Source organism: Metabacillus litoralis (assembly GCF_020524045.1).
Lineage (GTDB): Bacteria > Bacillota > Bacilli > Bacillales > Bacillaceae > Metabacillus > Metabacillus litoralis_C.
This window is the reverse complement of record NZ_JAIVKL010000019.1, coordinates 22317-36392: the sequence shown is the minus strand read 5'-3', so window position 1 is coordinate 36392 and position 14076 is coordinate 22317. Positions and strand designations below refer to the sequence as shown.

General features: G+C 32.5%; 11 protein-coding genes. 2 read left to right on the top strand and 9 right to left on the bottom strand.

The annotated features are described in order from the left end of the window. Positions 1-238 precede the first annotated feature (238 nt). Together LC076_RS20215 and LC076_RS20210 are read left to right on the top strand one after the other, a co-directional pair. On the top strand, positions 239-1120 hold the full coding sequence (locus tag LC076_RS20215) for a TetR/AcrR family transcriptional regulator (RefSeq protein WP_226670895.1): 882 nt from the start codon (positions 239-241) through the stop codon (positions 1118-1120). Between the two features lie 3 nt (positions 1121-1123). Next, positions 1124-2725 (top strand): MDR family MFS transporter, encoded by a 1602-nt coding sequence (locus tag LC076_RS20210; RefSeq protein WP_226670894.1) that lies wholly within the window; start codon positions 1124-1126, stop codon positions 2723-2725. A gap of 210 nt (positions 2726-2935) precedes the next feature. On the opposite strand, the gene LC076_RS20205 is transcribed toward LC076_RS20210, so the two are convergent. From LC076_RS20205 to LC076_RS20165, 9 genes are all read right to left on the bottom strand, one after another. After that, the gene (locus LC076_RS20205) at positions 2936-4528 is read right to left on the bottom strand and encodes a response regulator transcription factor (protein WP_226670893.1); all 1593 of its coding nucleotides are present in this window, start codon (positions 4526-4528) and stop codon (positions 2936-2938) included. Beyond that, entirely contained in the window at positions 4500-6317 is a 1818-nt protein-coding gene (locus LC076_RS20200) for a sensor histidine kinase (protein ID WP_226670892.1), read from the bottom strand. Before LC076_RS20200 ends, LC076_RS20205 begins: the two co-directional genes overlap by 29 nt. A gap of 272 nt (positions 6318-6589) precedes the next feature. Then, positions 6590-7876 carry an ABC transporter substrate-binding protein gene (locus LC076_RS20195; RefSeq protein ID WP_226670891.1) on the bottom strand — a complete coding sequence of 429 codons (1287 nt, stop codon included), beginning with the start codon at positions 7874-7876 and terminating at the stop codon, positions 6590-6592. Positions 7877-7979: 103 nt separating this feature from the next. Then, positions 7980-8807, bottom strand: coding sequence for a carbohydrate ABC transporter permease (locus LC076_RS20190; RefSeq protein WP_226670890.1), 828 nt, complete (start codon positions 8805-8807; stop codon positions 7980-7982). Continuing rightward, positions 8807-9703, bottom strand: coding sequence for a carbohydrate ABC transporter permease (locus LC076_RS20185; protein ID WP_226670953.1), 897 nt, complete (start codon positions 9701-9703; stop codon positions 8807-8809). The genes LC076_RS20190 and LC076_RS20185 overlap by 1 nt, the downstream gene beginning before the upstream one ends. Before the next feature lie 547 nt (positions 9704-10250). Next, the gene (locus LC076_RS20180; protein ID WP_226670889.1) at positions 10251-11090 is read right to left on the bottom strand and encodes an STAS domain-containing protein; all 840 of its coding nucleotides are present in this window, start codon (positions 11088-11090) and stop codon (positions 10251-10253) included. A 137-nt stretch (positions 11091-11227) separates the two neighbouring features. Beyond that, positions 11228-11899, bottom strand: coding sequence for a hypothetical protein (locus tag LC076_RS20175; RefSeq protein ID WP_226670888.1), 672 nt, complete (start codon positions 11897-11899; stop codon positions 11228-11230). Between the two features lie 268 nt (positions 11900-12167). Further along, positions 12168-12983, bottom strand: a complete 816-nt coding sequence (locus LC076_RS20170) for a carbohydrate ABC transporter permease (RefSeq protein WP_226670951.1) — start codon at positions 12981-12983, stop codon at positions 12168-12170. Between the two features lie 99 nt (positions 12984-13082). Then, complete coding sequence (locus tag LC076_RS20165) at positions 13083-13961, bottom strand: carbohydrate ABC transporter permease (protein ID WP_226670887.1); 879 nt, start codon at positions 13959-13961, stop codon at positions 13083-13085. Between the last annotated feature and the right edge of the window lie 115 nt (positions 13962-14076).

Sequence of the window (14076 nt, the reverse complement as noted above, 5' to 3'; positions counted from 1 at the left end):
AAAAAGTACACTTACCTTACATATTTAGATCTATTTAACGATTGTTTCTTTGTAAGCTGACATCCTAATGGTGATTTAGCCCTCAGCTAAACCTCCTTATGTCCTAACCTCTTTTTCATGAAATTTCAGGTGCAACTTTATTGACTAATCTCATCGTATAAACTAAAATAGCGTTTGTGTTACTAGTCAGTTCCCAACGTAACTAATGAGTTTTACTCGTAAGGATGTGACGATCTTTTTGGATACAAAAAAAAGGCTTATCATTGAAAAAGCCACTATTTTCTTTGCAGAAAAGGGCTATCATTCAACTTCTGTACAGGAAATCGCTGAACAATGCTCCATGTCTAAAGCTTCTTTATATAAGTTTTTTTCTTCAAAAGAAGAATTATTTATTGAAGTATTTGAATACCATCAAAACACAATGTTTGAAAAAGTTGCTACATATTCTTTTGATCCTTCGTTATCACCGAAAGAGCTTTTCATTAAACAACTTTGTATCCAGATAGAAGACTTCGTTGAACGAAGAGATTTTATTTTGATGCAATTAAAAGAGATTCCCTTAACAGAAACGAACAAGCAAAAAAATATCATGAAAAGATTAAAAACTCGTATTCTGTTATGGCAAACAAATATGCTTATTCAAGCTTATGGAGAAGAAATTAAACCTTATATCTGGGATATTACGATCACCCTTCAAGGGATCGTAAAAGAATATATCTCACAAGCCAGTGAATATAAACATCTGAATGTGAAAAATATCGAAGAAATTGCTACTTATCTGGTAGATCGCATAGACACCATCACTGGGGATTTATTAACTAAAAAACCTACACCCTTATTCACGAAAGAAATGTTACTATCTGATTTTAATATGGGTAGTTCCAAACATTCACCTGATATGATCCATGATCATCTTAGAAGTATAGAAAAATATATACTCACATTAGATAATAAAACACATCGTGAAAAATTAGCCCACTCTTTGGCCATGTTAAAAGAAGAGTTAAAGTCCCCACATCGAAGAGTATTTCTTATCGAAGCTCTTTTACATTATTTTAAGAAAGAAGATCAATTAGCATCAACTACCGATAAGCTTCGGTTACTTATATTAGGAGGCTAAAAAATGAACCATTTAGAACATAAACAAAAAATCCTGATCATGATCGCGATCATGTCTGCGATGTTCTTCGCAGCGGTTAACATGACAATTGTCGGAACAGCATTACCTAAAATTGTTTCTACAATTGGTGGCATGGAATACTTTGATTGGGTCTTCACCGTCTACATGCTAACATCTACAATCACTGCGATGTTAGTTGGTAAATTATCTGATATATATGGCAGAAAAATCTTTATCCTCATTGGTATTGGGGTATTTATGCTTGGTGCATTTTTAAGTGGAACATCTAATGATATCATCCAGTTAATTTTGTATCGTGGTCTTCAAGGCTTTGGAGGTGGGATGATCATGTCCTGTGCCTTCACGACGGTGGGAGATTTATTTACTCCACGTGAGCGTGGTAGATGGCAGGGCTTGCTAGGGGCAGTATTTGGATTATCTAGTTTATTTGGTCCTACTCTTGGAGGATATATTGTTGATAACTTTGACTGGCATTGGATTTTCTGGGTATTCCTACCGATAGGATTCTTTGCTTTCGCTTTAATTTTACGATTATATCCTTCTCAAAAAGCAAAAGAGAAAGAGCCTATTGATTTTCTTGGTTCGATCACATTAACTATTGCGATCATCTCTCTATTATTAGGATTTACTTGGGCTGGAGATAAATACGATTGGCTCTCTTTTCCAGTCATTGGCTTGTTTTCTCTAACCGTTTTATCAATTATTAGCTTTATCTTTATTGAACTTAAAGTAAAAAGTCCAGTATTACCACTTTTCCTATTTAAAAACAGTGTATTCTCTGTTTCGAACATTGCTGGAATGCTCATGGGTATGGGTATGTTTGGGACAATTATGTATGTACCGTTCTATGTTCAAGGAGTTCAAGGAGAATCAGCTACTGTTTCTGGATTAGTTGAGATGGTTATGACGATCTCTATGGTCACATCAAGTATCATTGTCGGAAATTTAATAACAAAAACAGGAAAATATAAAATTTTTGCATTGCTAGGTTTAATCATTATGGCTGTAGGACTTATCCTAAATTCAACATTAGAAGTGGAATCATCTTTAACTAGATTGATTCTTCAGTTAGTTGTAGTTGGAATTGGTCTTGGTGTGAATATGCCTGTCTTTAATATTACCGTACAAAATGCTGTAAGTCATAAGTACTTAGGTGTTGCCACATCTGCTATGCAAACCTTTAGACAAATAGGTGGAACAATCGGTGTTGCATTACTTGGATCTGTGATGGGAAATAAAATGATGAATGAATTGGCTGAAAGCCAAGGGACAAATGTTCCTGAGCCCCCAGCAGAGATGGCAGGTACATTGGAGAAACTACAAAATCCACAAGTATTAATGGATACTGAACAGCTTGAAGCCATTCGTTCCGATCTTCCAGCTGAGATGTCACCAATGTTTGAGCAATTTATTCAAACTCTTAAAGAAGCACTAAATACGTCATTAACAACTGTTTTCTTAGTTAGTGCTGGTATTGTTGCTCTTGCCTTCATCGTAACATTGTTCTTAAAAGAAATTCCTTTAAGAACGACGAACGATCATGAAGATGAAGAAGGAGAAAAAGTTCAAATTGTAAGTCATTGATCTCCTTTCTTTAAATCTAAGTTAACTAAGCTAACCGCGTAAAAAAGATATTTAGCATACACAAAGAGGCTGGAACATAACGTAGTGAATTAACAAAAATGCCGAACAAAGGTAATAGCTAGGTGGAGTATATTTCAGAAGCGACGTACCTACACCTAAAACCATTGTTCGGTTTCTATTTTGTTAAAATACCTATGTCCCTGCCTTTTTTTATACACCTGAACTTAATGTTCTGTATTCATTTGGTGTAAGCCCCACCGTTTTTTTAAATACTTTACTAAAGTATTTTTCATTTTGGTAGCCGACCTTAAAGGAAATTTCATACACTTTCAAATGTGGATTTTTCAATAATTCTTTCGCTTTCTCTATTCTAATCGCTGTTAAATAGTTTGTGACTGTTTCATGATACTCTTGCTTAAAGCGCCTTGAAATATATTCTCTACTTAAATAAAAGCGATCCGCTATTTCCTGGAGAGTAATATCTTTGTCGTAATTTTTTCTAATATAGCTTTCAATTTCTTGAATACTACTCTTCTCTTTTTGATATTTTGCAGCACAGAGAATCTGGATTAATTCATGAAATTCCTTTCTCTTTTCACTGATAAACTTAGTGAAAGAAAACATGCCGTCATTTTCCCAATAATCTCCGCCGATATAAAAGGATAGTTGTTTGCTTATATTATATTCCTTTAGCCAATTTTTCCTTAATATCTTAAAGTGATCTTCCCATAAAAATATCTGCTCGTATGAAAGACAATAATCAGATTTTAGTTTGTTAAATATCCCATCAAGTATTTCATCTAATTTATCTATACTACCACTTTGTAACGCCCACATAATATCCTCCATATAATCCAATAGATGAAAAAGTGGACTAGCAGTTGTTTCTTTGTATAGAATTAACTGATTTTGATTCTTGCTCATTAAATCGTATGTTACCATTGTTTGTAATGCTGTATGGTAGGTTATATCGATTTGTTGAGAGGTCTTTCCAACAGCAATCATAATAGTTAATTCAGAAAAATTTTGAAGCGCTTTCTTAATTTTTTCATTTATAGCAACTACTTCTTTTTCATTCCATAAAAGGATGACAATTTCATCATCTTTATTACTATTTCTAAAACACACGCCAGTTTGATTCAAGAGGGTTATTTCGTTACAAATATTGAGAACTGTAAAGAAAGCTAACTCTCTATCACCTTTAAATAATTTTGACATCATCGATTTCAAAGAAAACAATGATATCGTATATTGTTGTCTTAATGTTAAATCCACTTTAAATTCCTTATGAATTTTGCCCTTCACATCATTTGAAATAAATGACTTATCTAATAATCCTGTAAACAGATGATCCCAATACACTGATTTAGCTTCGTTCATCGTTTTGTTATTTTCCATAGAGGATTCTCTTTTTGTTGCTTGTTTCTTCCAGTCTGTCACAGCTCTCGCTAATGTTTCATTTAAAATCTCTGGTTCAATTGGTTTTAATATATAATCAAAGCTTCCATATGCAATCGCATTTCTCATATATTGAAAATCATCATAACCACTCACAACAATCGTTTTGCTCGTAAGATCTGAAAGATGGATCCATTTTAACAGCTCAATTCCATCAATCCTCGGCATGTTCATATCTGTAAATATAATCTCTGGACGATGCTCCATAATTATTGATTGCGCTTCTTCCCCATCTTTTGCTTCAAAAATATCTGTAATACCAAATTGTTCCCACTTAGCTAAAAGCATAATTCCTTCTCTGACATGTTTTTCATCATCAATTATGATCGCTTTCAGATTCTTCACCCCCTGTTAATGGTAGTGTAATGGTTACATATATTCCTCTATCTTCATTGTTTTCTAACATGAAACTAGCACGTTCACCATAGTAGAGCTTTAATCTTAAATAGATATTTTTCAATCCAATATTAGCATCTCCAGGTGCACTTTCATTTTTATTCAATGTAAAAGTTTCTTTGATTTCTTTTAATCTTTCTTCACTAATCCCTTTCCCGTTATCCTTAATTGTTATCAGTAGCTGATCATTTTCTTTCTTCCCAATAATCGTAAGTTGACCCATTGACCCATAGTCACTTTCAAACCCATGCTTAAAATAATTTTCAATAATTGGTTGTATGATCATTTTAGGTACCGGAATATATAGTGTGTCTTCATCAAACCTCAATGTGTAATCAAATTGATCTCCAAACCTTTCTTTCTGTAACAATAAAAAGGCTTTTGTATAGTCAAGTTCCTTCATTAATGGAACCATATCTTCATTCATATTCATACTATATCTCATAATTTTTGATAAATGTGTAACAAGTGTATATACTTGTGGAACATTATTTTTAAGTGCTAATGTTCCAATTGATTGTAAAGCATTATATAAGAAATGTGGATTAACCTGAGATTGTAATACTTTTAATTGATTTGTTTTATTCTCAATCTCCAGCTTATATTCTCTATTAATCAATAGATTAATTTTTCCGACCATGTCTTTAAATCGGTCCCCCAATACACCTATTTCATCATTTCCTAATGAATCAAAATCAACATTCATGTTTCCTTTTTCTATTTGTTTAATATTTTGTAATAAAACTCTTATAGGTGAAGTGATCTTAAATGACACGAACAGAGTTGCTAAAACCACCAATATTAAGCCGATAATTCCGAAGACAATATTAATTTTTGCTACTCCTAGTGCACTTTCAAATACAGTAATATATGGAATTCTTTTTGCTAATATCCAACCACCAGAAGAATCAGCGACTTTTTCGTAGATCATTAATCCATTAAAAGAATAAGATTTGATTTCGATTGTTCCTCTTTGATTTTCTGTACTTAATAAAGTTGAAACCCAATCTTCTTCTTCAATGGACATTTCCTTGGATTGAAAAATGAGTTCTCCTTCAGGAGAAAGGATAAAAAACTCTTCTCGTTCATTATCATATAGTTTTCTACTGATGTTTTGAATTTTATCAGGTGTGAAGTCTAGTGAAATAAACCCCAAAACTCGGTCTGATGGGATATCTAAGATTGTCCGATGAATAGTAAAAACATCTCTTGGACGCTTTTTTAGTACCATATTGTTATTTATATTTTGGCTATACATCGGTTCTATATAAATATTATAAGGACTATTCCTGGCTTTTTGATAATAATATCTGTTAAGGTTGTCAGGAATTGTTGAATACAAAACGATTGTACGTTTAGATACGGATATATTTCTATTTCCATCAACTAAGGCAATGTTTACTTTCTTTATATTCTCTTCTGAATATAAAATGGTTTGGATAACATCATTAACTGTTCCCTTTGTCATATAATCTTCATTCAAATATGAATACCTTAAGAAATTCATAAAATCAATATTATTATAAAAAGGCAATGTTAGATTTTTTAATTCATCAATATATTCTTCAATGTTCACTTTTCCTTGATATAAGAGGTTTACATTTTCTTCAACAAATTGATCTTTTAATGATTCTTTTGTGTATAAGTATGTAACAACAATGGAAGTTCCAAATGGAACAATTGTGATAAGTAGTAACAATACTATTAACTTATTTCTTATACTCATCTTCACCCTCATAATGGAACCTCCTTTAATAAGTTTAGTATACTGGAATTTTTTCAACGGTAGGGAAATTCTTAATTGAAATATTTTTAGACTTTTTATTTTGAATAGAAAGGGTAAGTACTTGCAACCTAATTTATCAAATAAAAATTAAGAAGTAAATCACATATGATATAGTGCGTAGTCGTTTTAAAAATTTCCATTCAATGTAATGTTATAGTTATAGAGGTTATAAAAACAGACCAAATCATTAGTTGATTTGGTCTGTTTTCTAAAATGTTATTTCTTTATTTCATGTTTTCCCAAGTAGCTTGGATTTGCTTTAACATTGTGTCATAGTCAATTTTACCAACTGAATATGCTTGAATTGAAGCTGCAAACTCTTTGTTTGCTCCATCTGGCCATCTGAACCAAGTCCAAGGAATCGTTTTTTCTGCTTTAGAGTACTCAAGAATTGATTGACCTAAGTCACCTAATCCTGCAGCATCAATGTTATCAAATGCTGGGATAAATGCAAATTCTTCTGTAATGTAACGTTTTCCTGTTTCTGAAGAAACCATCCAGTTTAAGAATGTTTTTGCTTCTTCTAAATTCTCAGAACCTTGATTTAGTACCCAGTTATTAGGAACACCAACTGGTAATACATCTGCATCAGCTTCATCATTTAATGGAATTGGTAAGAAGCCCATGTTCATATCAGGATTGATTTCATAAATCATGTTTTCAGTCCAGTTACCTTGTTGAAGCATAGCTGTTTCACCTGAAGCAAATAATGTAACTTGTGTGTTGTAATCAGTTGTGATTGGATTTTCATTAGCAAACTTTATTTCAGTATCAATAACATCTTTAAATTGCTTGAATTGCTCATTATCTACGATTGAAGAAGATCCGTCATATAATCCTGCAATAAATGCTTCTGGATCATCTTGTTGAGCAAAAGGAATATTTAATAAATGCTGTCCAATAACCCACCACTCAGCATAACCAGCTGCGAACGGAGTAATATCATTGTCTTTTAGTTTTTGTGCAGCAGCTTTTAATTCTGTCATTGTTTTTGGTGCCTCTGTAATACCTGCTTTTTCAAATAAATCTTTGTTATAGATAAAACCATATCCCTCAAGGTTTACAGGCATACCGTATAATTTACCATCTTCATCAGTAGTTGGTACTTTACCGATAGGAAGAACATGTTCAGCCCATGGCTCATTTGAAAGATCTGCTAAATGCTCTTTCCAAAGCTCAAGTTCTTTGAATCCACCGTTGTTAAAAATGTCTGGCTCTTCACCTGATGCAAATTTTGCTTTTAATGCAGCACCGTAATCTGCTCCACCACCAACAGTTTCTAACTTAACTTTAATATTTGGATGTTCAGCTTCGAATTCTTTTATCATTTCTTGAAGCTGATCAGCAATCTCTACCTTAAATTGGAACATATTTAAGGTTACTACTTCATCTGAATCTCCTGTTTTACCTGTATCTCCATCCTTTGTTCCTTCATCTTTATTGCCTGCACAGCCAGCAATAATACCTAGAACCAATAGCATTGATACACACAATAGTAATAATTTTTTCATTGCTAATTTACCCCCTAGATTCTTTGTTTTTTATTATATAAATCATTTGCAACTAGTTTTTTCAGCTGCAAATGATTATATAGCGAATTTTTTAAAATAAAACCTATTTGATTGACCCTGCAGCAATTCCTTTAATGATATGCTTTTGCAGGAATAAGAAAAAGATAATTACTGGAGCAATACCAAGCACTAGTGCAGCTAGCCCCATATCCCATTGCTTTGTATATTGAGCAAAGAATGAACTTGTTGCTAAAGGAATGGTTCTTAGCTCTGCATCCTGTAACACAAGAAGTGGTAATAAGTAATCATTCCAAATCCATAATGTATTCAAGATAATAACGGTTACAGTGATGGGTTTTAATAACGGAAAGACAATTCTCCAAAATACTCCAAACTGACTGCAACCATCCACTCTAGCTGATTCCTCAATTTCTGCTGGAATTGTTTTAACAAAACCATGGAAAAGAAAGAGTGATAATGAAACCCCAAACCCAAAGTACATAATGATAATACCTGGAATACTATTTGTTATTCCAAGTGTTCCGCCCAACTTCATAAGTGGAATCATCACTGTTTGGAATGGGATAACCATTGCTGATACAAAGAAGATAAATAGAAACTTACTAAGCTTAGTAGGTGTTCTCACCATTTTCCATGCAGCCATTGAACTTATCACAACAATACCTGCAATACTGAAAACAGTAATAATTAATGAGTTAAGAAAAGCATCCTGGAAACTTATGATTTCCCAAACTTTTGCATAATTGCTAAATAGAATTTCTTTCGGTAAAGCTGCTGCATCTATGAGTATTTCAGAAAATCCTTTAACTGAATTTATGAAAACAAAGTAAAAGGGAATAAGGAAAATTAGACCTAACAGAATCCCAATGATCTCAAGCACAAAGGTACTTAATGTATATCCTTTTCTCATTATGCTTCGACCTCCTTACTCTTCGTAAACATAACCTGACATGTTGTAAATATTGCTACAACTAAGAAGAATAATATTGATTTTGCTGTTCCTAAACCATATCTATTATTCATGAATGCTTCTTGATAAATATTTATTGCTACAGATTCTGTTGAATTAAACGGCCCTCCACCAGTAAGTGAAATATTAAGATCAAATATCTTAAATGCCATTGAAATTGTTAAGAAGAAACAAATTGTAAATGCTGGTAAAATTAATGGAACAATAATCTTCCACAACATATCTAAGCTTGAAGCTCCATCCATTCTAGCTGCTTCTAATAAAGATGTATCAAGTCCTTGAAGTGCTGCTACATAAATGACCATCATATAACCACTAATTTGCCATGCAAACACAATAACAATTCCCCAAAATGCTGTTGTTTCATCACCTAACCAAGGTTGTTTAAAAAATCCGATCCCTGTTAAATTACCTAATGAAGCGAATCCTTTTACGAAAATGAACTGCCAAATGAATCCTAGTAATAAACCACCAATTACATTTGGTATAAAGAATACTGTACGTAAGATATTCTTTGTTTTTAATGCTGCATTTAGTAATAGTGCAAGACCGAAACCGATAATATTACTAATCAACACTGCTGCAAGCATAAATTTTGTTGTGAACATGAATGAGTTAAAGAATTTCTCATCATTCGTAAAGATCTTAATATAATTATCTAAGCCTACCCATTCTACAACAGAACTTACTCCGTTCCATGATGTAAAGGAATAATAAACTCCCATAAAGAAAGGGATTATTTGAATTAAGATAAAGAATAAAAGTGCTGGACCAACGAAAGCTGCATACGATAAAAACCTATTTCGTTTTGCTCTTTTCTTAGCCTTTGTGTGCACATTAGAAGTTTCTTCTATTGAACCTGAATTTTTACTCACTGTCCCTCACCGCCTTACTAACAATATTGTAAACGCTTTCTAATACATATTATAGATCTTAACCTTAGCTATTACGATCAACAAAATTGACTAATAAGGTGCACTTTTGTGACCTTATCAATTTGGGAAAGGGTCAAAAATAGTGACCTTTTCATAAAAATATTTGCACCAACATCAAGCTGATCACTACATTACTCGGTACTCAACGACCCCTCTTTCTAAGTTCTAATGTAAAATACCTTTATCATTATCTAATCTTTGCATTCTTGTCGGATTCCGCTAAATTCCTTTAATTTTTTTACTTAAGTTTGATTGCTACAGGGCATTAACTCGGAAGCTTCTTCGTCGCTTGTATAATTTCCTTTTCATTCACATCCTATTCACGAGTATAAAATTTCCTTTTTATTCACCCCAGTATCATATTTATTAATGAGTGTTAAGATAAGAAAAGCATAAAAAAAACGCTCCTAATCAGGAACGTTTTTTATGTCACAACTAAATTAATTATTTACCTTATATGTTGAACACCTAATTCTGTTAATGCCTGTTTCAAATTTGCTTGAGTTTTAATTCCCTCAAAATCCAATCCTAGACTTACAATTGTTTGAGCAATTTCAGGTCTTATTCCCGTAACCATAACATCAACACCTGTTAGTCTTAAAGCTTGCACGATTTGGAACAATTGATTTGCAACCATCGTATCAATTATCGGTACTCCTGAAACATCAAAAATAAGATCTGTTAATTGAGATTTAACTGTTTCATGAAGGGTGACATCCATAATTAACTTAGCACGATGAGTATCTATACCTCCGACAAGTGGAACGACTGATACTCCTTCAACGATAGGTACGACAGGAACTGATAATTCTTCAAGCGCAGTATAAGCAACCTGCATTAATTTGTGGTTATGCTTCTCAAATTCTTCACCTATAATATTTCCAACAAGATCTAATAAAGGATCAATAATTTTTGTTACATCTAGCATTGTAATAGGTGCAAACTCTCTTTTATCTACTTCCTCTGTGAATACATCCCAAATAACCGTGCGGTATGTATAAACACCTCTTAACGTGCTACTTAAAGATATATGATCATTTATAGCAATCTCTGCAGCTCTTATTGCCCAAGTGGTCACTTTATCTGTGATCATATCTAAATCTTCATACAATGCTTCCCCAAAATAACCAATCAATTTAGCACGATATTCTATTCTATCAGTAAGTGGCATATGAGAACGGTTAATTTGCATATTTAGTGAAGAATCCTTATTGAATACTACCTTTTTAGCAAGCGCTAAATTATTGTCTACAATCTTCTTTCCTATATATCTTAATTCATCCTTCATAAAAGAATATCTCCTTGACATGTTATTTCAAGTTTACGAAGCTAGAAAACTTAATCTACTTTTTAAATTGTAGCATTTTCATTTTTCTATAAATATTACTATTATATTAAATAATCCACCTTTTACTTTAATAACTACTATTCATTTTCACCTAAAACTTCAGGATCATCAGAAAGTTTTTCTTTTAATTCTGCTTCTGTTTTAACACTTTGATCTTCTTGTTCACCAAATACAGTCATCCAATCATCTTCAGGATTAAATCTTTCTCTGCCATTAGAATCAAACTCATTAAGTTCATAATCATTTAGCTGTACATTTAATTCATATAGTGTCTTATAAATGGAATATATGTTTTTTTGACTTTCTTTAGCACTTGTTGCTAAGTTAATCCCAATCAACACTTGCAACAATTTTTGTGAATTGGGATCATTTTCATCCAATTCCTCTGGAAGTAATTGATGTATTTCAAGAGCATGTTCATGTAGCTCTTCTTTCACATTTTCTGTTAACCAAGCATCAGAAAAATTGTCAACGGACTGATTGTTTCTAGATTGATAGAAAAAATCACCATTTATAATAGAATCAAAATAATCAAACTGACTTGCAACAAGTTGTTTCATATCTTCCTCAAACTCTTTCTTCAAACGTTGCTCCTTTTCATCAACTTGATTAGAATTGACAGTTTTTGATGATAAAGATCTATTGATTGCTTCTTGATCTACTTTTTCATTTGATAAAAAATTCACGACTGTTAAAGAAACAAATATTATGACAATAGCTGATACACTGATAAGAATCTTCTTCTTCACTGTTGACTTCCTTCCTTTATTTCATATCTTAATTAAAGAATCTAAAGTGAAAAAAGATACAGATACACCTAAACTTCATACTACCCTAAAATAATATGAAACTAGCTGATTGTATCTCTGTTCATAAGTAGGATATTAATTTACAGTATGCATCTAATTATACAGGAGAAAACATCAAAGTGGGTCTGCAATTTACTTATTATGTATACGAATTAATTCAATAACACAAAAAAAGAGCTAACCCCATACGTCAGCTCTTTTCAAATATTTAACCTTTAACAGATCCAGCGGCAATTCCTTCAACGATCTTATCACTAAGAAGAAAGTAAGCAATTAATACCGGAATAATACTAATCATAAGTGTTGCACCAATAGCTCCCCAATCAGTTAGATATTGACCAACAAAGTTATTAACACCAACAGTGATCGTTTTCCACTTATCAGAACTCATGAAAGTATTAACAAATACAAATTCATTCCAATTATAAATCATGTTGATAATAACAGTTGTTGAAAGCACAGGTACTGTCATCGGAAGTGTTATACGAAAGAAAATTGTATGAATCGAACATCCATCCATAACAGCAGCTTCTTCAACTTCCCTTGGTAATGACCTATAAAATCCGCTTAAAATCATAATGGTTATCGGCAAATTAAATGCTACATAAGATAAAATGATCGAAATCGGATTATCAATTAAATTCACCGATTTGAAGAAATTGAATAAAGGAATTAATGTTGAATGAAGTGGTATCATATACCCTGCCATAAACAATCCAAGAACAACTCCACTTAACTTCCAATACATTCTTGTAATTGCAAATGTTACAAAGCTTGCAAGGATAACTGTTAGTACAACAGAGACAACTGTGTACAACACACTGTTAAAGAAGTAAACATCAATATTACCTTTTGTCCATGCTTTCACATAGTTACCCCATTGAGGATCTTGCGGAAGTGAGAACGGGGACATACCGAAAACTTCTTGATTGGTTTTTAAAGAAAATAGAAATAACCATACCAACGGATAAACCTGAATAATCGCAATAACACTTAGTATAAAATATAGAATTCCGAATCCAATTCTTGTGCTAAGTGATTTACTCGTTTTTTGAGAAGGTGGTAGGGTCGTATTTTTTTGTGTTTCATATTCAACCTTTGTCAACTCATTCACTCCCCTTTATTAATGTCCAACTTCTTCTTTAGAAGAAAGCAATTTTTGAATAAGCCAAGTCATAGCCAGACAGATAACCAATAAACCGAATCCAATCGCACTACCATATCCAAAATTATATTTACTAAATGCTTCAGAATACATATAAGATGCCATAACCTCACTTGAATGGTTAGGTCCACCACCAGTTAATACGAAAATTAAATCAAAATACTTTAAAGAACCAACAATAGCTAAAATGACCATTACTTTTATAACATCTGAGATAAGTGGTACCTTTATTTTATAAGCAATTTGAATGGGTGTAGCACCATCGATTTTTGCTGCTTCTATTAGTTCCTCTGGAACATTTTTTAATGCAGCATAGAAAATAATGATATAAAATCCTGCATATTGCCAAATAATCGGTAAAAAGATTGCGAATAATACGATGTTTGAATCAGCTAACCATAGTGGTGGATTCTCAACACCTATCATGACTAATAATCTATTGAGCATTCCATTCGTAGGGTCAAAAATCTTCGCCCACAGCTGACCAATAGCAACTGATGATAATAACATTGGAATTAAATATATTTTCCGTAAAAAATTAGCTCCTTTTATTTTGCTTGCTAAGATAAGAGATAAAATTAAATATCCTACTAAGCTAGCAGTTGAAAAGATCCCAAGTAATATAGAGTGCCATGTACTTTTCCAAAATAGTTTATCCTGAACGAGTTCAATGTAATTGTCCAAACCGATAAACTTCATCGCACCAATTCCGTTCCAATCCATTAAACCGTAATAACCTGTTAACACAATAGGGATATAAATTAATAGTAGAATGAGAATTAAAGCAGGAAGTACATAAAGGGTGATTACTAATTTATTTGACATTACACTTTTCATTTTCTATACTCCCTTCAAAATATATGAAGATTTTTGCAAAATTAAAGTACCAAACCCCACAACCCTATTTGGGTAGGATGTGTGAGGTCTGGTACTTATTATTCAACCTCTCCAG